This window comes from Embleya sp. NPDC025285 (assembly GCF_055558835.1).
This window is the reverse complement of record NZ_JBVHLU010000035.1, coordinates 1-23,021: the sequence shown is the minus strand read 5'-3', so window position 1 is coordinate 23,021 and position 23,021 is coordinate 1. Positions and strand designations below refer to the sequence as shown.

Annotated in this window: 18 protein-coding genes; 12 read left to right on the top strand and 6 right to left on the bottom strand. The window is 71.2% G+C overall.

What is annotated here, in order from left to right; translation table 11 throughout:
* The first annotated feature begins 79 nt into the window (after positions 1-79).
* Positions 80-682: an RNA polymerase sigma factor gene (locus ACZ4FV_RS23725; RefSeq protein ID WP_402240252.1), complete on the top strand. Its 603-nt coding sequence runs from the start codon at positions 80-82 to the stop codon at positions 680-682.
* The gene (locus tag ACZ4FV_RS23720) at positions 682-1,662 is read left to right on the top strand and encodes a hypothetical protein (RefSeq protein ID WP_465323225.1); all 981 of its coding nucleotides are present in this window, start codon (positions 682-684) and stop codon (positions 1,660-1,662) included. The genes ACZ4FV_RS23725 and ACZ4FV_RS23720 overlap by 1 nt, the downstream gene beginning before the upstream one ends.
* A gap of 128 nt (positions 1,663-1,790) precedes the next feature.
* On the opposite strand, the gene ACZ4FV_RS23715 is transcribed toward ACZ4FV_RS23720, so the two are convergent.
* Positions 1,791-2,303 carry a pyridoxamine 5'-phosphate oxidase family protein gene (locus ACZ4FV_RS23715; protein WP_465323224.1) on the bottom strand — a complete coding sequence of 171 codons (513 nt, stop codon included), beginning with the start codon at positions 2,301-2,303 and terminating at the stop codon, positions 1,791-1,793.
* A 32-nt stretch (positions 2,304-2,335) separates the two neighbouring features.
* Positions 2,336-3,895, bottom strand: coding sequence for an MFS transporter (locus ACZ4FV_RS23710; protein WP_465323223.1), 1,560 nt, complete (start codon positions 3,893-3,895; stop codon positions 2,336-2,338).
* Between the two features lie 137 nt (positions 3,896-4,032).
* Here ACZ4FV_RS23710 and ACZ4FV_RS23705 point away from each other — a divergent pair, with 137 nt between their 5' ends.
* The gene (locus tag ACZ4FV_RS23705; protein WP_465323222.1) at positions 4,033-5,058 is read left to right on the top strand and encodes a LysR family transcriptional regulator; all 1,026 of its coding nucleotides are present in this window, start codon (positions 4,033-4,035) and stop codon (positions 5,056-5,058) included.
* Positions 5,059-5,432: 374 nt separating this feature from the next.
* Here the strand turns inward: ACZ4FV_RS23705 and ACZ4FV_RS23700 are convergent, their stop codons facing one another.
* Complete coding sequence (locus tag ACZ4FV_RS23700; protein WP_402240261.1) at positions 5,433-6,299, bottom strand: helix-turn-helix transcriptional regulator; 867 nt, start codon at positions 6,297-6,299, stop codon at positions 5,433-5,435.
* 166 nt (positions 6,300-6,465) lie between these two features.
* Between ACZ4FV_RS23700 and ACZ4FV_RS23695 the strand changes: the two genes are divergently transcribed.
* The 3 genes from ACZ4FV_RS23695 to ACZ4FV_RS23685 all read left to right on the top strand — a co-directional run bounded on the left by ACZ4FV_RS23695 (position 6,466) and on the right by ACZ4FV_RS23685 (position 9,363).
* Positions 6,466-7,086 (top strand): short chain dehydrogenase, encoded by a 621-nt coding sequence (locus ACZ4FV_RS23695; RefSeq protein WP_465323221.1) that lies wholly within the window; start codon positions 6,466-6,468, stop codon positions 7,084-7,086.
* Between the two features lie 5 nt (positions 7,087-7,091).
* Complete coding sequence (locus tag ACZ4FV_RS23690; protein ID WP_395873118.1) at positions 7,092-7,709, top strand: NAD(P)H-dependent oxidoreductase; 618 nt, start codon at positions 7,092-7,094, stop codon at positions 7,707-7,709.
* 418 nt (positions 7,710-8,127) lie between these two features.
* Positions 8,128-9,363: a hypothetical protein gene (locus tag ACZ4FV_RS23685; protein WP_402240267.1), complete on the top strand. Its 1,236-nt coding sequence runs from the start codon at positions 8,128-8,130 to the stop codon at positions 9,361-9,363.
* Positions 9,364-9,717: 354 nt separating this feature from the next.
* Here the strand turns inward: ACZ4FV_RS23685 and ACZ4FV_RS23680 are convergent, their stop codons facing one another.
* From ACZ4FV_RS23680 to ACZ4FV_RS23670, 3 genes are read right to left on the bottom strand one after another with little or no spacing between them, the layout of a single operon-like run.
* Entirely contained in the window at positions 9,718-10,776 is a 1,059-nt protein-coding gene (locus ACZ4FV_RS23680) for an AraC family transcriptional regulator (RefSeq protein ID WP_465323220.1), read from the bottom strand.
* Positions 10,758-11,879, bottom strand: a complete 1,122-nt coding sequence (locus tag ACZ4FV_RS23675) for a methyltransferase domain-containing protein (RefSeq protein ID WP_402240270.1) — start codon at positions 11,877-11,879, stop codon at positions 10,758-10,760. Before ACZ4FV_RS23675 ends, ACZ4FV_RS23680 begins: the two co-directional genes overlap by 19 nt.
* 6 nt (positions 11,880-11,885) lie before the next feature.
* Entirely contained in the window at positions 11,886-12,038 is a 153-nt protein-coding gene (locus ACZ4FV_RS23670) for a hypothetical protein (RefSeq protein WP_402240273.1), read from the bottom strand.
* Between the two features lie 874 nt (positions 12,039-12,912).
* On the opposite strand from ACZ4FV_RS23670, the gene ACZ4FV_RS23665 reads away from it, so the two are divergent.
* The 6 genes from ACZ4FV_RS23665 (at position 12,913) to ACZ4FV_RS23640 (ending at position 21,807) form a co-directional block, all read left to right on the top strand.
* Positions 12,913-13,332 carry a hypothetical protein gene (locus tag ACZ4FV_RS23665; protein WP_465323219.1) on the top strand — a complete coding sequence of 140 codons (420 nt, stop codon included), beginning with the start codon at positions 12,913-12,915 and terminating at the stop codon, positions 13,330-13,332.
* Between the two features lie 56 nt (positions 13,333-13,388).
* A complete protein-coding gene (locus tag ACZ4FV_RS23660) occupies positions 13,389-13,970 on the top strand; it encodes a transcriptional regulator (RefSeq protein WP_402240276.1) in 582 nt (193 codons plus the stop codon).
* Positions 13,971-14,415: 445 nt separating this feature from the next.
* Positions 14,416-14,820, top strand: coding sequence for a DUF6193 family natural product biosynthesis protein (locus tag ACZ4FV_RS23655; protein ID WP_395873124.1), 405 nt, complete (start codon positions 14,416-14,418; stop codon positions 14,818-14,820).
* 566 nt (positions 14,821-15,386) lie between these two features.
* Complete coding sequence (locus ACZ4FV_RS23650; protein WP_395873125.1) at positions 15,387-15,662, top strand: hypothetical protein; 276 nt, start codon at positions 15,387-15,389, stop codon at positions 15,660-15,662.
* Between the two features lie 1,707 nt (positions 15,663-17,369).
* Positions 17,370-20,174, top strand: coding sequence for a DEAD/DEAH box helicase (locus tag ACZ4FV_RS23645; RefSeq protein WP_465323218.1), 2,805 nt, complete (start codon positions 17,370-17,372; stop codon positions 20,172-20,174).
* A 340-nt stretch (positions 20,175-20,514) separates the two neighbouring features.
* A complete protein-coding gene (locus ACZ4FV_RS23640; protein ID WP_465323217.1) occupies positions 20,515-21,807 on the top strand; it encodes a hypothetical protein in 1,293 nt (430 codons plus the stop codon).
* Positions 21,808-23,021: the final 1,214 nt, after the last annotated feature.

The window sequence follows — 23,021 nt, the reverse complement described above, 5'->3', positions numbered from 1 at the left end:
CGGTCCGCCGAAAGCGACGGGAGAAGCGGTGAGCACCGGCCGCCGGGAACCCGCAGTGGCCCGCCGGACAAGACAGGGTGTGACCATCACCCCGATATCCGACCGCGAGTTGTGGGAGAGGGCGTGCGCAGGTGAACCCGAGGCGTTCGGGACCATCTTCGACCGGCACTCCCGCGCGGTCTACAACTTCCTGTCCCGCCGCACCGCCTCCTGGGCCGAGGCCGAGGACCTGACCTCGGCGGTCTTCCTGGACGCCTGGCGCCATCGAAGCGCCGTCACCCTGGACCGGGACAGCGCACTGCCGTGGCTGCTGGGCATCGCTCGCAACACCGCCGCCAACGGCGGCCGGGCCCGTCGGCGCTACCAGGCGCTCAAGGAACGCCTGCCCACCCCCTCCCCGGTCCCCGACCACGCCCAGGACGTCGCCGATCGCATCGACGAGCAACGCGCCCTGGTCGCGCTGCGCACCTCCGTCGGCCGCCTGCCCGCGCACGAACGCGAGGTGATCGAACTGTGCGTATGGAGCGGACTGGACCAACAGGCCGCCGCCACCGCGCTGGGCGTGGCCGTGGGCACCGTCAAATCGCGCCTGCACCGCGCGCGCCGCCGACTCGGCGACGACCTGCGCGAATACGCACCGTCCTCCCCCGACCGCCGCGTCATCGCCGAGGAGACCTCGTGATGCCCTCGAACCCGATCCCGCCCGAGCGCGACCTGCCGCACAGCGCCGCCCGCCGAACCGAGTTGCTCGCCCTCCTGCCCCACGCGGGCTCCCCGGCACCGGCACTGCCCACCATCCGCCGGCGGACCCTGGGCCGACTGACACCGCCACGCCGGGTGCTGCTCCCATTGGCTGCGGCGGCGGCAGTGGCGGGCCTGGTCACCGGGGTCCTGCTCGGGATCTCCGGCGACGACGACGGGGCCATCCGGGTCCCGGGGCCGGCCGACTCGGGGTCTGTGCCCACCCCCGCGCCCTCCGCCGGGGACCGCCCGCTGCCGCTCAAGCAGGTGCCGGTACCGGCGGAGGTCGCGGTGTCCGACGACACCGCCGCCCGATTCGTCGCCGCATGCGCCGCCGACCGGCTCGACCCTGCGGCCGCGAGCGGGTACCGGGCCTACTTCGCGGTGCGCAGCCCGCGGCCGGCCGACCCCGGAAACATCTATGCGATCGCGGTCGACCCGGCCGGACACAACGCGTTGCAGTGTTCGGGCTCGAACCTGCCCACGGCACTCCGGATTCGGAGTGATTTCGAACTGCTCACCGGGACCGTCCAGGTGGACCACAGTGGCGGCACCAAGTCCGGTTCGAGCTGGACCGATTACTCCGCGGGCCGGTACAACGCCCCCGTGGCGCGGATCACCATGGACCGGGGCACCGGCGAGCACCAGGCGATCATGGCGGGCGGCGTCTGGTACGCGGCGGAGACCGTCGGGTACACGCGCGACGCCGCCGAGGCGTTTCCGGCCGGCCAGTATCCCCGGATCCGCGGCTACGACGACGCCGGCAAGCTGATCTGGGACTCCGCTCGAGACGTCCCGAAGCCGGGATCGGCGGAATGTGTCCGCACCCCCGACGGCCGGTTGCTCGACTACCAAGGCCGCGCCGAACCCGATCCCGCCACGTGCCGCCCGGCCCTGCCCTGGACCGCCGGCGCCCGATGAGCGCATCCGGCCGACCTGATTCCGACCGGCGGATGCCGACCGGAGAAGGCAGGCTTTTGCCGCCATGCGCCCTGGTCGGCCCCACTCATGCGGGCGGGGTCGACCAGGGCACGGTTGGGCGAGCCTGTTCAGTGTGGGGAGGCCCCCGACTCGGCGGGCGTGCGGAGGGGCTGCCACAGGGTGTTGCGGAGATCGGTGCCGCGGACGAGTTGGATGCGCCAGGGGTCGATGCGGAGCACGTGGTAGTCGGGGTCGGCGGGCCCGGCCTGCCAGTAGCGGGCGGGGTCGTAGCCGACGCCGGGCGGGCTGCCCTTGACGTACAGGTTCCAGGCGTACTCTCGGGTTTCGCGGTCCTCGGCCCAGGTGGAGACGCTGTCGACGAAGACGGCGTTCTGGCGGGGGCCCCAGTACGAGTAGGTGGTGTGTGGGTTGTCGGCCAGGTGGGCGGCCTTCACCGGGGTCTTGTAGACCGCGAGCCAGCCTCTCGGGGCGCCGTCGACGACCTCCCAGACGGGGAAGAGGATGCGTGCGCGCGGGCGGTGTCGCTTGTCGACGGTGATCATCGTGGCGTACTTGATCTCGCGGATGTAGGAGAAGAACGTGTCCTGGATGTCGGCGAAGTCGCTGACTTTGGTGGCCATGGTGGGCTCCCGAGGTTGTGGGTCGGTGCTGCTCAGCGCGCGACGGGTACGTCGGTGTTGTTCTTGGTCCGTGTCGAGGTCGGCGTAGGGATCCGGGTTACCGCGCCGGGCGCATCGGTGTCGTCGTCGCCACTCCCGCCGACCGCCGTCGACCCCGAGCGCAGCCCGAACGCCCCGATCACCGCGGCGATGGCGGCCGCCACGAACGGGACGACGAGCGCGGCACGGTAGCCGTCGAGCTGACCGGAGGCCGAACCGGCTTCCGTGGCGGCGATGTTGACGGCGGTCACGGCGGACAGTCCCAGTGCCGAGCCGAACTGGAACGAGGTGTAGAGCAGCCCGCCGGCGAGACCCTGTTCCTCCTCGTCGACGCCTTCCGTGGCGGCGATGGTGAGCGGCCCGTACGACAGGGCGAAGGCCAGGCCGAGGAGTACGAGGCTCGGCAGCATCGCGAGGTAGGTCCAGTCGGAGCCGACCGGCAGGAACAGCGCGTACGCCGCGGACGCGAGCACCAGCCCGCCGAAGATCACCCGGGCGTTGCCGAAGCGCTCGACCAGCTTGGGGGTGAGGAGCGGCGACAGGATGGCGTCGATGCCGATGACGATCATCGCGAAGCTGGTCTCCAGCGTCGACCAGCCGCGCAACTCCTGCAGGTACAGCACGACGATGAACTGGAAACCGAAGAAGCCGCCCGCGAACAGCAGCCCCGACAGGTTGGCGCGGAGCAGTGCGCCGTTGCGCAGGATGCCCAGGCGTACCAGAGGCGCGGCCGAACGGCGTTCGATGACGACGAAGGCCGCCATGAGCAGCAGACCGCCGCCGACGGTGGCGAGTGTCTGGACGAGGGTGGCGTGGGCCGCGCGTTCGACCCCGAGGACGATGAGCACGATGGCGCCGGTGACGGTCAGGCCGCCGAGGATGTCGAAGCCCTCGCCCGTGCGCTCCGGACGCGGCGACTTCGGGACCACCGCGAGCGCCGCGACCAAAATGAGCGCGGACAGGACTACCGGAGCGAAGAACACCCAGCGCCAGCCTGCCGAGGTCAGCAGGCCGCCCGCGACGAGGCCGATCGAGAACCCGCCGGCGGCGGTTCCCGAGTAGATGAGCAGGGCGCGGTTGCGCTGCGGGCCCTCCGCGAAGCTCGTGGTGATGATGGACAGACCCGCCGGGGTCATGAACGCGGCGGCGACACCGGTCACGAAACGGGCGACGATCAGCATCCAGCCCTGCGTGGCGAAGCCGCCGAGGCCGGAGAAGAGCAGGAAGACGACGAGCCAGAAGACGAACATCTGCCGCCGTCCGAAGAGGTCGGCCGCCCGCCCGCCGAGGAGCATGAAGCCGCCGTAGCCGAGGACGTAGGCACTCATCACCCACTGCAACTCGCCGGTGGACATGCCCAGGTCGGCGCGGATCGACGGCAGGGCGACATTGAGCATGGCCACATCGATGCCCTCGAGGAAGATCGCGCCGCACAGGACGAGCAGTACGCCCCAGCTGCGCGCGCCGAGGCCGCCTGCACCGTCCGTGGCGTCGCGCGTACCTGTGCTGCTTGCGCTGCTTGTGCTATTTGTGTCGGAATTTTCTGGGGACATATCGGAAACGCCTCCGGGGCGAGGGGGTGATCGGGATGTCACCACCTTCGTTCCGGACGCCGGGGCGGAACAACGGCGAAGATCTCACCGTTCATGCAGTCCGACTGCATGATCCGATCGACCGCCGTGAGGGCCCCATGGAACGCGATGAACTGGAGACCTTTTTGATCCTGGCCGAAGAACTCCACTTCGGCCGGACGGCGGACCGCATGCGCCTGTCGCGCTCACGCGTGAGCCAGCTCGTGAACCGTCTGGAACGGCACGTCGGGGCTCCGCTGTTCGTGCGCACGAGCCGCCGGGTCGGGCTGACCGCGATCGGACGCCAACTGCGCGACGACGTGGCCCCACTCCACCTCGCGCTGGCAGCGGCCGTCGAACGGGCCCGGACCACCGCGCGCGGCATCGACGCGGTGCTGCACGTCGGGTTCTCCACGCCGCTCACCGGCGAGATCGTGCTCCGGGCCGCCGAGTTGCTCCGGAGCGCACACCCCGAACTGGCGGTGGAGATCTGCGAAGTGCCGCTCGCCGATCCGTACGGGCAGCTGCGCAACGGGGAGTTCGACGTACAGGTCGCGGAACTGCCGGTACGCGAGACCGACCTCGCCCACGGTCCCACCCTGCTCCGCGAAGGACGCACGCTGGCGATCGCGAGCGATCACCCGCTCGCGGCCCACGCCGCAGTCGTCTTCGAGGACCTGGCCGACCTGCCGCTGCTCACCATCGCCGGTGAACTCCCCGACCATGTGCGCGAGTTCCACGCGCCGACGCACACACCCGGTGGTCGGGCGATCGGGCGCGGTCCTTCGGTCACCAACATGCAGGAAGCGCTGATGATGGTGGCGGCCGGACGCGGGGCTCTGCTGTCGCCCGCACACGCCTCCGCGTACTTCGCGCGACCCGGGGTCACGTATGTGCCGTTCCTGGATGCCGAGCCGGTCGACTACGGCCTGGTCTGGCGCAGCGAGGAGAACACGGTGGCGATGCGCGTCTTCGCGCAGGCGATCCGGAACGCGGCACGCGAGGGAGCCGGAGCACCGGCGTCGGGCGGCGGTACGACCGGGAGCGCGGGCAGGGGCGCGACGAGCACGGGGCCGGGCGCGGGCACGCGTGCCCGGGCGACCGGGGGCGGCGTACCGGCGCCGACGACGCCGGCGAACGTGTGACGGAGGCATCGGCACGCGCGAAGCTGCGGGTCGAGCCGGTGGCCCGGCGCTGCGCGGGCCCGCGAGAGTGGGTACGCGAGCTGGGTACGCGAGACCGCGCACATGGCCGGCCGTGGACACGAGACCGCGCACGCGGCCGGCGGCCGTGCACACCGTTCGCAGCGCACATCATGGGCAGCGGCAATGGCGATGGGTGTCGACGACGCCTCGTCAGCGGACGACGAGGCGGACCACTGGATGTTCCACTCCGTCAAACGATCCTGATTTCCCTCATGGGTGTGGTTTCGGCCCACCACCCGTCCCGGCCGCCGCACCCATCCCGCGGCGCGACCCGCGCTGTTCCCCGCGAGGGCCGCGGGACGTGAACGACGCCGTCAGGCCCTGCCCGACGCGGTGTCCGCGACGATGTCGGTCAACAGCGACAGGGCCGCCGCCGAGGGCGAATCCGGCGCGGCCGTGAAGACGGCGACGCGCTGACCCTCGTCGGGCAGGGCCATGAACTCGATGGTGAGCTGCATCGTGCCCACGACCGGGTGATGGTAGTCGCGCGTGTTCGTGCCACAGTCCCCGACCGTGTGGGCGGCCCACAACTTCGCGAACTCCGAGCTGGAAAGCGTGAGTTCGCCCACGAGTGCGGCCAACCTCGGGTCCCCGGGATAGCGGCCCGAGATGAGTCGCAGGTCGGCGACGGTCGAGCGCGCCTTGCGGGTCCAGTCCCCGTACAGCTCCCGAGCGTGCGGGTCCAGGAAGAGCAATCTGGCGATGTTGGGGCGATCCGCCGGCCGGGTCGGCGCGGTGAAGTCCACGTGTCCGGCGATCAACGCGTGTGCCATCGGGTTCCACGCGAGTACGTCCAGGAAGCGACCCATCACCAGGGCCGGTACCTGCGCGAACGCGTCGATCATGACGCCGACCGTGGGCCGCACCTGTTCGGGCCTGGCCGCACGCCGGCGCGGCTTGGCGGCCGGCCGGGCCAGCGTGTACAGGTGCGAGCGCTCGACGTCGTCCAGGCGTAGCACGCGTGCGATCGCGTCGAGGACGGCGTCCGACGCGTTCGGGCTCTGGCCCTGCTCCAGGCGCGTGTAGTACCCGGCGCTGACGCCGGCGAGCTGGGCCAATTCCTCGCGGCGCAGGCCCGGGACGCGTCGGCGCCCGCCGAACGTCGGCAGTCCGGCCTCCTCGGGGGAGAGCACGGCCCTTCGCGAACGCAGGAATTCACCCAGCTCCACATGCGTGTCCATGCCCTCGATTGTGCCCGTGACGCGGCGGCCGTGCCTGCACCTGCCAGGTGTAGGCACCGGGGAGGTACCCCCGACACGGGGCCGGCTGCCCCGCCGATCCGCACGCAGTCTGGTCTCCGACGCAACAACGACCGCCACGAACGACGGGGCAAGGGGTTCAGAGCACATGAGAGTGATCGTGATCGGTGCCGGCGGCACCCTCGGCAGCGCCATCGCCGCCGGACTCGAAACGCGACACGACGTGGTCCGGGTCGGTCGGCGCGGGCCGGTACGCGCCGACCTGACCGACCGGGCCTCGCTGGACGCGATGTTCGACGAAGTCGGCGCCTTCGACGCCGTGGTGTGCGCCGCCGCGAGCGGCGCCCTGACCCGGTTGCACGACGGCGACGACGTCGACTACTGGACGGGCCTGAGCGGCAAGCTGATCGGCCAGGTCGATCTCGTACGGCGGGCCGTCCATCGCATCCGCGACGGGGGTTCGATCACCCTGACCAGTGGGCACTTCGCCGAGCCGATTCCCGGATCGAGCACCGGGTACCTGGTCAACGCCGGCCTGGAGGCGTTCGTGCTCGCCGCCGCGACCGAGATGACGCGCGGCATCAGGCTCAACATCGTCAGCCCCGGCTGGCTCAGCGAGTCCCTCGCGATGCTCGGTATGGACCCTTCGCCCGGCATACCGGCCGCCGATGTCGCCCGCGCCTATACGGCCGTCGTCGAGGGCAGTGCCCACGGCCTCGTCATCGACCCCACCACCGCTATCACCACCACCACCCCGATCGGACTGTGACCACCATGCCTGACACCCTCGTCGTCCTGGCCCACCCCGACCTCGCGAACTCGCGCATCAACGCCGCGCTTTCCGACGCCATCCGCGACCTGCCCGACGTGACCGTGCACGACCTGTACGCGGCCTACGCCGACTTGCGCGTCGACGCGGACCACGAGCGGGAACTGCTGCTTGCCCACGACCGGATCGTGTTGCAGTTCCCGTTCCACTGGTACTCCTCGCCCGCGCTGCTCAAGCAGTGGTCGGACGACGTGCTCGCCTACGGTTTCGCGTACGGCGCCGGCGGCACGGCCCTACATGGCAAGTCATTGCGCGTCGCGACCACGACCGGCGGAGGCGAGGACCTGTACCGCCCCGGCGGGCTCAACCGATTCCCGGTGACCGACCTGCTGCGGCCGTTCGACGCGACCGCGAACCTCGTCGGGATGCGCTACGAGGACCCCTTCGTGGTGCACGGCACGCGGGTACTGGACGACGGCGACCTTGCCGAACTCGCGGGACGCTACCGGGCATTGCTGAAGGGAAGGGTGCCGGCAGGGGTGTCGGCCCGACACTCTCGCGCCGATTCGGCCGCGCCGGCTGTGCGGCGGGTGCAGGGTGCCGTGCCGTCTCGATCCCGCTGACGCCGCCGACCTGGCCCGGCCTGGCCGGCAGCGGCGCCAGTCAGTGCCGACAGTCTCGGGACACCGACCATCACAGTGCCTGTCATTGGCCGGAGTCGAAGACGTAGCCGGAGCACGGCGGGAGGGGACGCGGGAGCGCCGGGCAGGGACATGGGGTGTGCCGGGCGATGGTGCACAAGTGCCCTGTGAGCAGCGGGAAATGGTGCACCAGAGCCCTGTTCTGGGGATCGATGGATGCCCTAGCGTGCTGCTCGCCGCCAACGAAACCGACGCGGCGCAATGCAAGCGTGTCGATGCGATGTCCATTCCGGCTGATCGCGCAGAGACCGCCCCACCGATGGAGTCGTCGGCGATGGAGCCGAAGGAATCGGGTTCGAAGGAATCGGGTTCGAAGGAATCGGGTTCGAAGGAAACGGGCTTGTCCGCGCCGCCGGGGTACGGTCGATCCGACCGTCTCCTCCGGCATCTCATCTGGCGGTCCGGCGTACCGGTCGATCCGTTCCCGGTCCGCCATCCCGGGCTGGCCGCCGCGCGAGACCTCTTCGAGGTCGAAGACGTGCTCGGCAGCGAGTTGGCGCAGGCTCAGCGCGGTCTGGCCGAGGTGTACGAGTACGAACCCCATGTCCCCGTGAACTTGGGAAGCGCCGATGTCGAAGGCGCTCGCCACTTCGCGGACGGCTTGCTGCTCGGGGCGCAGCACTTCCCGGACGCGCCAGTGGAGAGAATCGTCGGGACAGCGTTGAGTCGGCTGTCCCTGGAGGCGGTGGGCGGTGCGACGCAGGTGTCGGCCCTGACCTCGCCCCAGATCTACATCACCCACCCCGATGAACTCGGGCGTAGGTTCTTCGCATACGCACAGGCCGAGATCAAGGTCGACACCGCCGCCTTCCTCTCCAAGAGGCCGGCCAAGCAACGGGAGACGTACGCCGACCTCCGCGCGACCGACCGGGGTTCTCTCCTGCTCGGGATGGGCGCGAGCCTGCCCACGCCGACGGGTGTCCACGAGTACCTGCACGTCGTCGAGAAGACGATGGCGCACCCGGAATGGCGCAAGGCAGGGGTGATTCCGGGCTACCCGAACTCGCTGAGCGACGACGTCCGCGCGGCCGTCGCCCTGCGCGTGGGCAAACCCGCGGAACGGCTGACCAAGGCCGACTACGTCAGTGTCGTGGGGGAGTACGCGGCCACCACCCTGGACGAGTTGGTCGCCGTCCTGGGCACCGACGCGATCATGAACGGGCCGAACGCCGAACCGATCAGCCGCCTCGTCTACGACCGCCTGCAGGCGGCGGTACGCCCCTTCGAGCCCGGGCCGGGAGCAACCTTGTCGATCTGGCTCGGCCGAGCACGCACACGCGACGTCCGTGCGGCCCTGAACCTCCAGGGCCAGGAACCCACACTGCCGCCCGAACTCGCAAGCGCGTCGCCCGCACGCTCCCCGCAACCCCAGCCGTCCGCGGTACGCGATACCGACATCGCAAGGCTGGCATCGACGGGACTGACGCCCGCCCACAAGCCCACCCCACACACCAAGCACAAGACCTCGGCACGCGTGAGGTCGGCGCCGACGAACGCGCCCATCCGCAGCCCCGCCCCACCGCTGGTGATCAAGCACCGCGGCCTTCAAGACAAGAAGCCGAGCCGATCGATGTAATGCCGCGGCCGGCGACGCCCACCCGACACCGGCGTCTAACGCCGCCTCGGCGAACGCGAGATGCCCGAGCCGCAGATGTACGCCTGCGTTTGTCCGCGTGCCTTCCTGGCCTGGCGTGAAAGCAACTCCCAAGCCACTCAACCTCGTCCTGGAGTACGACACCGGAACAGAGCGCCTGTCCCGCCTCGTCGGCAAGGTCGGCCATACAGACGCCCTCTTGTTCCCGGTCCGGTGCGGGAATCGCCTGCACGTGTCGGAACGTGAAGGCGGCATGCGGCGCGATTGCGACACGTGAATGGCACGATTGCGACACGTGAACAGGAACACCGGGTGCGCGCAACGACGTCGTCGCAATCAGCCCGCCGGCGCGGCGGCGCTGCGATGCTCCTGCGGGCTGATGCCGTACACCCGCTTGAACGCCGAGCTGAGGGCGAACCCACTGCCGTAGCCGACCCGTCGGGCGACGGCGTTCAGGGTGGCATCGGACTGGCGCAGCAGGTCGGCGGCCAAAGCCAGGCGCCATTCGGTCAGGTAGGTCATCGGCGGCGTACCGACGGTGTGGCGGAAGCACTCGGCCAGCGGTGCCCGTGACACGCCGATCTCGGCGGCGACCCGCGCCGGCGTCCAGTCGTTCGTCGGATCCTCGTGGAACAGGCGAAGAGCCTCGCCTGCCACCGGGTGGGTGTGTGCCCGGTACCAGGCCGGCGCCTCGGTCTCGGGCCGGTCGAACCAGGCCCGCAACCCCGAGATGAGCAGCAGGTCGAGCAGGCGGTCGAGCACGACGCTCTGGGCCGGCCCCTGTTGGGCGACCTCTTTGGTCAGCACCCGGATGAGCGTCGAGTCCCAGGTGTCGTCGGACACGACCAGCAGTGGCGGCAAGACGTCGAGCAGGCGCCGGCCGACGGCGCCGACCTCCTCGTACACGCCGAGCACCATCTGCACCGACCCGTCGGGGTTGCTGCCCCATGTGCGCGCCCCCAGCGCCATCCGCTTGCGCAGGTCGACGCCCTCGGGCGTGACGCACCGCCGGCCGGGGTGCACGATGACCTGCGGCGGGGTCGCCGGGTCGTCGCTCATCACGTAGGGGTCCGATCCGCGAACGATGGCGACGTCGCCCGGGCGCAGCCGCACCGGCTCGCCGTGGTCGGGCTCGAAGCTCGCTTCGCCGCTGAGCATGACGGCCTTGGCCCCGGCCCCGGGCGCATGAGCCGGCCCAGGGTGCGCTCGACGGTCCAGCGGGAGCGAACGTGCCTTCTGGGCTGGGACGATGAGGCTTGCAGAAGTCTCGACGGGCCTCGGTATACCGCTGCGCCACTCGCGTGCGATGTCGTCGTGAGTCGGGCGGAACCGTTCGGCGGATTGCCCGGCGTGGTGGTCGAGGGGTGTGTGGGCGGTCAGGTGGTCGTCGGCCACCGGGGCCCGGTGTCGGGGTGGTGGGCCCACACGTACTGGGTGTCGGGTGTGACGGTCATGCCGTGGTCGTACAGTCCCGGGGCCCCGGCGGCGATCCACCGGTCCCAGGCCGCCTCCAGCTCGTCGCCCAGCCGCCGCGCTCCGCCCTGGTACAGCGTGGTTCCGACGCCCGCCGATGCGGAATACACGGCCCAGGAGGCGTCGCCGTCGTGGATCCAGGCGTTGACCCCGTCGGCGTCGCGCGCGGCACGCACGCGTACCTCGGGCAGCGCGACGCGCAACGCGAACAGCAGGTGCGCGTCGTCGCACAACGGCGCCAGGTCCCGGACCACGCCGCGCTCGTCCTCGGCCGCCGTGTCGCCGCGGACGTCGGTGAAGCGGGGTTCGGCCGGGGTGCCGCGGGCGGGCATGAACGTGGCGAGCCCCTGGACCCACCCGCTCGCCGAGCGTCCGTCGTCGGCGACGGTCAACGCGACATGCCCCAGCCGCCCCCACGGGGTGACCAGACGGCCTCCGGGGCGGGTGTGCGCGATCCACGCCCACGGCACCTGCTCGACCGCGTACGTCGAGACCACCCGATCCCACGCCGGCTGCGCCGGGAGGCCGGCCGCGCCGTCCCGGACCTCGACCCGTACGTCCGCCCCCGCCGCGGCGAGTGCCTTGCGGGCCGCCTCGGCCAGGTCGGGATCGACCTCGACGCTGACGACGTTGCCCGTCCCGGCGCGCCGGGCGAGCAGGGCCGCGTTCCACCCGGTCCCGGTGCCCAACTCCAGGACCCGGTGTCCGGGTTCCAGGAGCAGGGAGTCGAGCATGTCCACCACCACCGCCTGGCACGACAGGCTCGACGTGGGTACCGCGTCGACGACCTGCGTCACCGCGGCGTCGTCCGGCCCGGCGTACACCAACGACACCCACGCGTCCTCGTCGACCGCCCGGTCCACCGGCACATACGCCGCGCCGTCCCAGCGCCACAGCCGATCGGGCGCGAACGCGTCCCGGGGCGTGGCCTCCACCGCGGTCCGGATCCACGGCGCGCGCACAGGCCAGTCGCCACGCCGTTCCATCTCGGCCGCCGATCGCGACCGCGCCTCGACCAGGTCCACAGCGGGCTACTCGTCCTTCTTGTGCCGGCCGTTCGACGGCGGGGGAGGGGGCACGCGCCCGTCGGAGTTGTCCGGCGGAGGATTGCCCTGCGACGGATCCGGCGGCGGCTTCTCGTGCTGTCCCATGAACGCCTCCTCGATCACCCAGAGAGACACCATGATGACGCCACACCACATCCGGGCCGAAGACACACCGAACCGCGACCCACACCACCCGCAAGCCCCCCGATGCGGCAACAGCCCCGGCCACCGACACCCGGCTATCCCGGCGCATCCCAAGCCCGGTCAGCTCGACCCGCCCACCGCCCAATCGGCCTGCCATTGGCGGGCATTGACGAGAACCACACCCAGCTTCACCGCGCGCGCCCCACCATCGACGCCGACGGTCTCGACATGCTGCCCGGCACCGTCAGATGCCCCCTCCGCACACAGACCGCACCCGCCCGCAGCCAAGGGCAGCACCCACCGGTCCACCGGCGCCTCACGCCGCGCCGCCACGCCACCTCGACGCCCACCCCGCCGACTCCCTCGGCCGAGGGCGACATCACCGCTGCGAGCGAGGCGTTGGCCCGCCGGGCGATCCCGGACGTGATGGAACTCCTCAGGCTCTCCCGGGCGGGTTCGCGGTACGAGCACACGTGGTATCCGCCGTTGCCGGAGTTGTTGCGCAAGTGCAGCAAGGAGGAGTCGGACGCGGTGTGGGAGGCCCGCCCCAAGTGGCGCAACAAGCACCTCCCGGCGGGCGATCACGAAATCGTCGCGCTGGACATGAACGCCGCCTACCTGTCCGCATTGAAGGCCCACCTGCCGATCGGCCCGCTCGAACACCGCGCGGGCACGGAGGTGGACGACTGCGACGGACCGCGAGGGCGTAAACGCCGCCGCGCCGGCATCTATCTCGTCGACCCCCGGCCTGGGACCACGACATCCTGCCGAATCCGCTTGGCGATCGGGACGAGCCGGGCCCGCTGTGGATCACCGACCCGACCCTGCGGCTGCTGCTGCGCTGCGCGTCGCCCGCGTACGGCACCCTGTGCGGGGAACCACAGGCCACGAGTCCTGGACGGCGGTGGCGACCGAGAACCTCCTGGAGCGGTTGCGGACCGCGTTGCGCGATGCCCGCGACGCCGCGATCGCCGAGGGCGACGACGTGACGTTGGACTATGTGAAGCAGATGTACGCCAAGCTGGTGTCCACGATGGGTGGTTCGAACTACAACCGGGAGATCAACCGCCCGGACTGGATGCACATCATCCGCTCCCAGGCGTTCTCCAACCTGTGGGTCAAGGCCTTCAAGGCCCACCGGGGCGGCCTCGCCGTGGTGCGGGTGATGGGCACCGACGAACTCCACCTCACCGGCGGCGACTGGCGCACCGTGTTCACCGAGGGCCGCGGCGTCGGCGACGTGAAGATCAAGGACACGTACATTCTCCAGAGCAAGGACAAGAGTTGACGGCCCACGCCACCGCCCCCGCCGCCACCGCTTCGCCCGAGAGGACCTGACGCCGGATGCCGTACCGCTCCCTGGAGCCCGGCAAGTACGGGATGCGCGACGCCCGCGCGTCCGCCCAGGCCGCCGAGCGCCTGGACGAACTCGCCGACGGCGTCAGCTCGCCCGTCGACACCGAACGCGGCCTCGCCGCACGCCTGCGCTGCCTCACCGCCTCCACCGCCGGCTACGAGGCGATGGACAACGCCGGCATCGCCGTCACCCCCCGGACCCTGGCCGCCTGGCTCGCCGAGGACCGGACCCCCAACCGGGCGAACCTGCGCCGGATCGAGACCGCCTACCGCGACCTGCGCCGGCGCAACGTGGCGCGGTCGCTGACCCGTCGCCTGAACAACAACGGCCGCGGGACCCGCGTGGAACTGCACCCGCACGACCAGTCCGGCGTGCGCGAGCCGCACCGCCGGGCGGGCGTGGCCGGGCACCGCAGCGTCAACGTCCGCCGTTGGGACACGATCGTGCGCGCCTGGGCGGCCGGGGACGAACGCATGCTCGACGAGTTGTGGACCGACGAGGTGTTGGCCGATCTCGGTTCGGACTGGGGCGGCTTCGAGTTCGCTTCCGGGGTGGGATTCGCGGCATAGCCGACTGTAGGGTCTCGAGGTCCGCTTCACGGTCTTCGACCCGGTTCCCTACGGATCGCATATATGAAGCGATCGTGCGATTCGCAGTGTTCTGTCGCGGTGCAACCGGCGGATTCTCGCTGCGTCGTGCATCGAGGGGCGGGGACGCCGGGCACGAATCCCCGTTCCTTGTTCCGGGGGCCGTCGGATTCTCGCCGCATCTCTTACCGGAGAGTCGAGATCTCGGGTACTTGGCGATTTCGACAGGTCGTGTACCTCGTGCGGATGATCCGGTCTCACTTCGCGGCCTCGTTCTCACTGCACCTGTCGCGGTCGCTTCGGCAGGTGTACGGGGCCGGGGGCCGTTTCGGTTCCCGGTGGTCGGTGCCAGGATGGGGCGGTGAGTACAGATGCCCCGGGTGCTGTGGCGCGGCCGTCCGAGCGTCCGAGGCCGGCCCTTCCCGACATGGCCGCCGCCCACGAGCGCGGACCGGCCTTCGCCGTCGAGGCGCGGTGGCAGCGGCTGTTCCTGGCACTGGAGTGGATGTCCGCGCGGACCGGGGGGACTACGACTCGCGGCACTCTCGGCCTCGTGGTGGCAGCCCGCGCGGAACCCCGGCTGCGTCGGCTGTACCCGTTCACAAGTCACGCGACCTTGTGCTTGAGCAGCTGCACGAGGTACCCGTACGCGATCGCGGTTCCGCCCGTCGAGCCCTTGCACGACGGACGCTTCCGGGTGCGTGTTCCCCGTTCCCGGGACGTGATCGGCGTGACGGACACCGCCGAGGAGGCCATTGCCCTCGTCCTGGACCACCTCCCGGCCGACATCGGCCCAGCCGTGGCCGGAACAGCGGGCGACCTCGGACCGTGACGTGTTCGGCGTCGTCCCGGTTCGTCGCGAGGAAGTGCGGCGGGGGTGGAGACCAACCCCGGTGAAGTGGCGTGGGACAGCCGGAGAACCCGCAGGACACGGCGTCGCCGTAGGAAGCGGAACGCGAGATCCTACAGCGGCTGTTGCCCTGTCGTGTCGCCCGTCGCCCTTGGAACCGATGGGCCGCGCGAGGGTGTTGGTGCCGGTCGGGGCGTGATGTGCTCCTTCGCCGGTGCGCAGCCTGTCCGGTCGACGACGACCGGCCGCCGTACCCGGATGCCGGGGGTCGGGCGCTGGGGGTCGGGGGCGTGCGCCCGTTCGTGCTCGGCCGGTTCACGGCCGACGACCGCCCTCTTCGGGGCCCTGTCGTGACCTGTGCGCACGTCGACGCTCCGCATCGATCCTCGTGGGGTGCGGGCGTACACCCGCGGGTGTACGTGCGCCTCTGCCCGAGGGGCGGGGCGCGTCCTACCGTGGGCAGCGGAGGCCGAGCGCCCGGGACCACCCGGCCCCGACCCCGCCTTGTTTCCGGTTCTGTTCGCACACGACCCAGAACGGGTGTGACCATGCGTCTTTCCCATCGAATCGCCGCCGCCACCGGCGCCGTGGCCCTGGCCCTGGGCGGCCTGACCGCCCTGGCCCCCACCGCTCAGGCCACCCAGGCCGACTGCGTCACCTACCTCGCCGGCCTCGGCTACAACACCACGGACACCAACGCCGCCTGTCTGGTGGGCGGCTCCGGACTGCCCCTGGCCTTCCAACTGTGCTCTCTCACCCTGACCACCGTCTCCGGCGTCCCGCCGGCCATCGCCGACGAGGCGTGCCGCCGCGCCGCGCTGTGACCGACCCGTAGGGTGCGTCCCCGCCGTCCGCAACGTTTCGTTCCTCGTGACCGACCGGTCACGAGGAACGGCTGACCGACACCCACGTCCCGCCCCCGCGTCACGATCGGCGTCGCGGGGGCCGGACCACGCCCGCCTCCCCGCCGATCCCGCCCCCACACGCCCGGCCCGGCCCCACGACACCGCAGCCGAGACCTACGGCCTCGCCGCGGCGATCCGCCGGCCCCGGACCGGTGCCACGCCCGCCACCGACCGCTTCGCCGGCCCCCATGCGAGCGCGGCCGACGTCCCGGAGGACATCGCCACCGCACGGCGCCGCACCCCGCCGGCCGACACGCGGCCCCGGGCGGCCCCCATCTCGGAGCCGTCTTCGCCGAGGACCCCGCGGCGACCATTGGCCACTTCGAGTTCACCCCGCACCACCCCCTGCTCTTCCTGCCGAGTACGGTGAGCGCCTCGACGCGCTCTGGCGTCCAAGAAGCCTGTCGTTGGCGTGCGTTGGCGAGTACCACACCCAGCTTCACCTGCATGTGCCTCGCCGCCCGCTCGACGGTCTCGACGTGTTTGCGCGGCACGACCAGGTGCCCTTCCCGCCGGCGGAACGCCGCCGCAGCCAGGGTCAACGCCCACCGATCCACCGACACCGCGCGCCGCACAGGGACCGCGGCCACCTCGACACCCACCCCGGCCGGAGCCGCCCGCTGCGCCGCCGACAGGTTTGCGCCGCTGCGCCGTTGCCGTTCCAGCCATGCCCCGACGTCCTCGCCGCCGACGGTGCGTCCGGGCACGAGTTCGTCGAGGCTTCCCCCGCCTCGGCGTGCAGTCGCACCGTCGATCCCGCTCGGGCCTGCTGTGTTCGGGTCGTCCCATGCCGCGTCGTCGGCGAGGATCGGAGGCCGTTCGGCCTCGCCCTCCCCGGGGCGTTCGCTGAAAGTGCTGCCGGCGGGTGGTCCGCACACGCGTCGGATCGCGGTCAGGTCGCAGCCCGTACACCCTCGTGTCGTGTCGTGTCCCCGGGCGACGGGGCACGGCCCGCGGAGTCTGGAGGGGAACTCTTGTCGGAAATCGTGCACGCGCAGGGGGCGGTACGCGGTACTGTTCAATGCGTGGGCACGTCTGATCTGCCCACCTCGCCGGGCAAGGCCGCGTCGCCTATGCGATGGCGTACGCGATATCGGTGGGTCGCGACGCCCGCTGTTTGCGGGCCGCGCTCCGACAGACGAAAACGGCCCCGGGCCTGCGGTCGCTGTCACCCGGCTCGGTACACGACGAACCGTCCCGCTCTTGAACGCGGCGCCGGCGATTGCCGGGCGGACACCACTGGTGAGTATCCACCGCGCGACCCTCGGCCGGTCGCACCCCACCGGGGCCCTCGCATGAGGCTCACGCGCCCATGGCCGCTCGTGCGACGCGCACCCTCGTTCCGTTGCTCCGCCCACGATGGACATGGCCCGAATACAGGGCCCTCCCAGTTTCCCCGACCGACAGGAACCGCACGTGCAGCCACAACACACCGCCCCCGGAGGCAATAGCCCCGTCTGCCGTCCGAGCCCTCCGCTCGTCACGTTCTCCGCTCCCGTATTCGACGACCCGCCCGACGACGCCACCCGCTCCACCACGCGCCGGCGCCGTCCCGCTCCGCGCCCGATGAGCCCTCCATCGTCCGGCATCGGTGCCCGGCCGGGACCCGAGGCGAAGCTGCCACCGATGACCTCGGTGGTGGCAGCCGTCCGCGCCGGGTGCGCCGCGGTGTTCATGCCTCGACACCCGGCCGAGGACGGCGGGCACATGGTGTTGTATCGGCCCGACGGGGCCCCGATGCCGCCTGCGCCCGCCGAAGCGGACCCGATCGTGACGGACCTCGTCCTGGAGCCCTCGGTCGCCGCCGTGACCGGAGTGCGCCGCGTGAGCGTCGGCGCCTGGGCGGTGCCGCTTCCGTACGCCGTACCGGCGCTCCTCGCCCCCCACGACTGCCACACCCACCCTGCGGCTCGCGCCTGGGCCGACATTGCGCGCTGGGGACTGGAAATGATCGCCGCCCGCCGCGTACGCCTCGCAACGACCGACACCGGATCGACCACGTGGCGGTTTACTCCGCCCAGCGACGCACAGGCCACGCAACTGCGTTCCCTGGCAGCCGCGTTGCCCCCACACGGACACTGCCGGTTCTTGGGCGACATGCCGCTGCGGATCGATTCGCCGACGACCGTCACCCACGCCTTCCTCGACGCTCTCGCCGCCACGCACATGCGCACGCCCGGCGCCCGACACGTCCTGGGCGAGAGTGCGTTCACCACCGCCACCGCCGATGTGAACCCGCGCGTCCAGGCATGGATCGACGACCTCGAAGTGGGACACGACCCGCTCCCGGAACCACACCTGACCCTGCGGGTCGGTCGGCCACGCACAGGAAGCGAGGGTTTCGACGTCGTCCCCGTGGCGGTGCACCTCACCGGACCCGACGACATGGCCGTCACGTTCGACCGACTGGACTCCGACGGTCGGCGACGCGCACGTCGGGCACTGCGCCGCGCCGCTCGCGCATGGGCGCCGCTGGGGCCCTTGGCGGCCCGTCCGAACCCGTGCGAGACCGTGTTGCGCGACACCGAGGCCCTGGAGTTGAGATACGCCGGCGGCGCCGCGTTGACGGCCGCCGGCGTCAGTGTCGTCTGGCCACCCGGAACGGTCCACACGCTCGACCCCGGGACCGTGATCGGAACCCGATCCGGCTCACCCGCGCCCGCAGTACGTTTCGCACTCTCGGACGTCCTGGACTTCCGCTGGCGTTACACGCTCGAGGGCGTGGCCCTGACACCCGAGGACATGGACGTCCTCGCCACGGCCACCCGACCGCTGGTACGTCTGCGCGACGACACGTGGGTCCTGATGGACGAGATGACGGCCGAACGCGCCCGCCGGCCCGCTCTCGCACCCATGAGCGCCACCGAGGCGCTCGCCGCCGCCCTGTCGGGCACCGTCACGATCGACGGCCGCACCATGCCGTGCGCCACGGCCGACGGTTTTCGCACGCTCGTCGACGGTCTGCGTGAGCCTTCCGCCGGTGCGGTTCCCTCTCCGGCGGGGTTGCGCGCGTGTCTGCGGGAGTACCAGCAACGCGGCCTGGCGTGGCTCGCGCGGCTCACCGACCTGGGTATGGGCGCCCTGCTGGCCGACGACATGGGCCTGGGCAAGACCGTGACCGCGATCGCCCTGCACCTGTACCGACAGGAACGCGACCCCGGAGCGCCCACGCTCGTGGTGTGTCCGACCTCCCTCCTCACGAACTGGACCCGCGAGATCAACCGGTTCGCGCCCGGAACCGCCGTACACCGCTACCACGGCCCCGACCGTTCCCTCGAGGACGTTCCCCCCGCGGCGATCGTCGTCACCACGTACGGAGTACTCGCCCGCGACCACGCCGCCCTGGCGGCACGCGCATGGGACCTGATCGTCGCCGACGAGGCCCAAACGGTGAAGAACCCGACCTCCATCGCGGCCCGGCGGCTGCGTGAGATCCACGCGGGCGCCGCAGTGGCCGTCACCGGCACACCCGTGGAGAACAACCTTTCGGAGCTGTGGGCCATCCTGGACTGGGTGAACCCCGGCCTGTTCGGTGAACTCCCCGAATTCCGCGCGCGGTACGCCCGCGCGGCCGAACGCGACACCGACCCCGACGGCGAAGCCGTCGCACGAGTGAACCACCTCGTGGGACCGGTCATCCTGCGCCGCCGCAAAAGCGACCCGGATATCGCACCCGAACTCCCCGACAAGGTCGTCGTGCGGCGCGTCGTGCAACCGGCCCGGGAACAGGTCGTGCTCTACGAAGCGTTGGCCCGCGAGACCATGGACCGCATCCGCGAGAACACCGGCCTCTCCCGACACGGCCTGGTGCTGAAACTCATCACCGGACTGCGTCAGATCTGCAACCACCCCGCCCGGTTCCTCAAGGAACCGATGCCCGACACATGGGACGCGGATGCTGCGACGCAACGCTCCGCGAAACTCGCCGCGCTGGACGACATCCTTGCGGTGGTCCGCGAACGCCGGGAAGCGGCCATCGTGTTCACGTCCTACGTGGCCACGGGACACATGCTCCGAGCGCACCTGCACGCACGCGGCCTCCAGACACGATTCCTCCACGGACACACCCCGCAAACACAGCGGCAGGACATGGTCGACGCGTTCCAACGCGGCGACGTACCCGTCCTCGTGCTGTCCGTCAAAGCCGCCGGTGTCGGCCTCAACCTCACCCGCGCCGAACACGTCGTCCACTACGACCGCCAGTGGAACCCCGCGGTCGAAGCCCAGGCCACCGACCGTGCCCACCGGATCGGCCAACACCGCGTCGTGCACGTGCACCACCTGATCACCGAAGGCACCGTCGAGGACCGCATCGACACACTCCTCACCCGCAAGGCAAACCTCGCGGAAGCGATCCTGTCCACAGGCGAGACCGGACTCGCGGAGATCTCGGACGCGGACCTGACCGAACTGGTTACGCTCGGCCGATAGGCGAGCGGACCCCGACCCGCACACCACCGGAACCGACACACGAGCCGGCCGGGCCGGCATGCCGACAACCGTGACGGACGAGCCCCCACCGCCCGGCACATCACTGGCTGCACGGGACGCCACCTCCAGGGCCGGCACCCCGAGAACGGACACCGGAAACGTCGGCCGAAACCCGGTCAGAGCACATCCACCCGCGCCGACAGACGACCTTGTCCCTCCACACGAAGGCGAACCCCGTGACACGCGCGTCCCACCGCGCGGTCACCACCCGGACCGGTACACCCCACCGGAGCGAAAGCCACCCGACGTCCCACCACGAACCCTGTCCCTCGGAGCGCCCGTGAGCAACACAAGCCGAGACACATCCGAACCCACCCCGTGGGCCCGCGCCTGGGCACGAGCCCTGACCGCCACCACCACGTACCCCGAACACCTCGAACCCGGCGGCACAATACAGACGTTGAGGTTCATCGCCGGCCGTGTGACCGCCCGGGTCGACCACGCGGGCCGACGGCACCGCACCGCGATCCACGTCCGTACTCTCACCACCGAACAGTGGCAAACCGTCGCGGCGGCCCTGAACACACAGCCGGAACTCGTACGCGCGGTCCGCAGCGGCTCCCTGCCCGCCGAGATGACCGACCCGGCCCGCACAGGTCTGCCCATTCCGCCCCCCGCTCAGGCACTGTCCTTCAGCTGCACATGCGGTGACGCGACCCCTTGCGCGCACACGACGGCCCTCGCCCACGCCGTGACCCAACGGCTGCGGGCCCATCCCGCGCTCGTACTCACCCTCCGCGGCGCCGGCATGCGTCGCCTGGCCGAACTCCTGCCCACCCCGCCCGGCAGCCACCTCGAACCACCGGACCCCGCCCGCGACGACCACGTCGAGACCCGCGCCGACGACGCCTACGACCGCTGGCGCGCTCGCCTCGCGCACACCACCCACCCGCCGCCGGAAGCGCCCCCCACCGCAGGGCCGAGCTGGGTACCCGAGGACCTTCCGGACCCGGATCGCCAGGCACTGGAACTCTTGATCGCCGACGCGTCACGCCGGGCCGCGCTCCTCCTCATGGACGCGAACATGGGCCCGTGCGGAGCCGCATGGGAAGCCGACGCCGTCGTCGACGCGGTACGCATGCTCTGCGACCCCGCAGGGCTCCCTCGCCTGCCCGAGGTCGCGACCCGCACCGGGATATCCGAGAACGAACTCCACCGTCTGATTCTGGCTCATCGTCTCGGCGGTCCGGCGGCCGTACACACCGCCGTGTACCGAACCCACCCGGCCCCCACGACGTTGGCGGCCGCCGTCAAGATGCTGGAAAACAGCCGGACCGGCGTACGCGGTCCTTTGGCAACGCAGGCGAACCGCATCACGGACACAGAAGGCGGCGTGCAGATTCGGTGTGGCCCCGACGAACGCTGGTATCCGTACACGACCGTGCAAGGCGAATGGATCGCGGCCGGTGGGCACGACGCCGACCCGCGCGCGGCGTTCCGGGCCGCGCGGGCCGCGCGTCTCGAGCGGTCCCGCACCCGCGCGCTCGGGCCTGGAACCGACGAGACATGCAGGCCTGTCCCACCGTCGCAGCGCACGACGCGGCGGCAAGTCCGGCCGGCCCCAACAGGTTGACACGTTCCACGTACGGGGACCAAAGCGCGGTGCGACACCCTGCCCGAAGTGCCGCGCCGCGCCGGAGACCGGATGTGTGACCCCGCGAGGCATGCCGGCCTGCGCGACGCACACCGCGCCCGGCCGCGGTGATCGGACGCCGAGCCTCGTGCGCGAAGTTCCTCGCCTCCGGCAGGCAGGCCGGGGGATGAACGGGAGCTCTGGCGGCCGGCCACCGTCCCGGCGGATCCCGACGATCCGAACGGGCCTGGGCGGTCGTCGGGTTGCCACTGACCGCAGGAAGCCCACCGCGATGCGCCAACTCCACACCCGGCTTCTCCCGACGCTCACCGCACCCACGATCGTCATCACCGAGGGCCGCACGACATTGCCGTCCTGAGCAAGGCCGACCGCCGGTGATCCGACCCGGAGGGGCAACCAAGTCGGGTGAGGCATTCGTCGAGGAGCCTCACGCTCGGGACCGATCGACATCCGTCGAACTCCCACGCTCGACGCGCGACCGTGCCCATGTACCGATCGCGTTGCCGGCAGGCGCCCTGCTCTCGGCTCAGCCGGCCATCGCGGCCTTCCCACGCGTGGTACGGGGCGCCGTCGTCGACGTGCGGGATCCAGCCGTCGGCGGCGTATCCGCGCAGGAGTGCGACGATCCGGGGGGTCGTCGGGCGCGATGGACCCGACCCCGAGGGGGCTGTGCAGCACCAGGATCGCGATCGGTTCCCGATCCGCGACCAGCGCGCGGTCCTGCCGTCCCGGACGGGGCGCAGATGGCGCTCGACGTTCGGTGAGGGTGCGCCGCCGGGCCCAACCATTGCCTCCGTGGAATACCGCTCGGCTGGAGCCACGGTGTGCCTTCCGCCGTGGGGCGGCCACCCTCACCGACCTTGTACATATCGCGCGGCGCCGCTTCCCCCACACGGGAACGGCGCCGTTTCGATCCCACTCCCTGTGTGCGAGCGGTCAGGACGGTTGCGAGACCTGGCGAACTATGCGGTAGTACGTGCCTTTGGCCAGATGCGCGTGGTTGGGGACGACGATCGTCCGGCCGATGCCGTCGCGGAGCTTGCAGTGCGTGGCCACGTGAGGTGACCCGAGTTTTGTAGAGTCCGTTTGCGGTTGTTCACGCGGACTGCGTGGTTTGCTCCTGGTCGGCCCAGTGTTGCTGCTCGTACTCGATCGGTGGCATGTAGTCGAGTGCGGAGTGCAGACGTTCGTCG

What these genes read in the sequence shown, in the direction of transcription:
- ACZ4FV_RS23720 (WP_465323225.1), top strand. Translation starts at nt 682, where the DNA reads ATGCCCTCGAACCCGATCCCGCCCGAGCGCGACCTGCCGCACAGCGCC.
- ACZ4FV_RS23705 (WP_465323222.1), top strand. Translation starts at nt 4,033, where the DNA reads ATGGAACGCGATGAACTGGAGACCTTTTTGATCCTGGCCGAAGAACTC.
- ACZ4FV_RS23645 (WP_465323218.1), top strand. Translation starts at nt 17,370, where the DNA reads ATGACCTCGGTGGTGGCAGCCGTCCGCGCCGGGTGCGCCGCGGTGTTC.
- ACZ4FV_RS23695 (WP_465323221.1), top strand. Translation starts at nt 6,466, where the DNA reads ATGAGAGTGATCGTGATCGGTGCCGGCGGCACCCTCGGCAGCGCCATC.
- ACZ4FV_RS23700 (WP_402240261.1), bottom strand. Translation starts at nt 6,299, where the DNA reads ATGGACACGCATGTGGAGCTGGGTGAATTCCTGCGTTCGCGAAGGGCC.
- ACZ4FV_RS23660 (WP_402240276.1), top strand. Translation starts at nt 13,389, where the DNA reads ATGCCGTACCGCTCCCTGGAGCCCGGCAAGTACGGGATGCGCGACGCC.
- ACZ4FV_RS23715 (WP_465323224.1), bottom strand. Translation starts at nt 2,303, where the DNA reads ATGGCCACCAAAGTCAGCGACTTCGCCGACATCCAGGACACGTTCTTC.
- ACZ4FV_RS23650 (WP_395873125.1), top strand. Translation starts at nt 15,387, where the DNA reads ATGCGTCTTTCCCATCGAATCGCCGCCGCCACCGGCGCCGTGGCCCTG.
- ACZ4FV_RS23710 (WP_465323223.1), bottom strand. Translation starts at nt 3,895, where the DNA reads ATGTCCCCAGAAAATTCCGACACAAATAGCACAAGCAGCGCAAGCAGC.
- ACZ4FV_RS23670 (WP_402240273.1), bottom strand. Translation starts at nt 12,038, where the DNA reads ATGGTGTCTCTCTGGGTGATCGAGGAGGCGTTCATGGGACAGCACGAG.
- ACZ4FV_RS23655 (WP_395873124.1), top strand. Translation starts at nt 14,416, where the DNA reads ATGGCCGCCGCCCACGAGCGCGGACCGGCCTTCGCCGTCGAGGCGCGG.
- ACZ4FV_RS23690 (WP_395873118.1), top strand. Translation starts at nt 7,092, where the DNA reads ATGCCTGACACCCTCGTCGTCCTGGCCCACCCCGACCTCGCGAACTCG.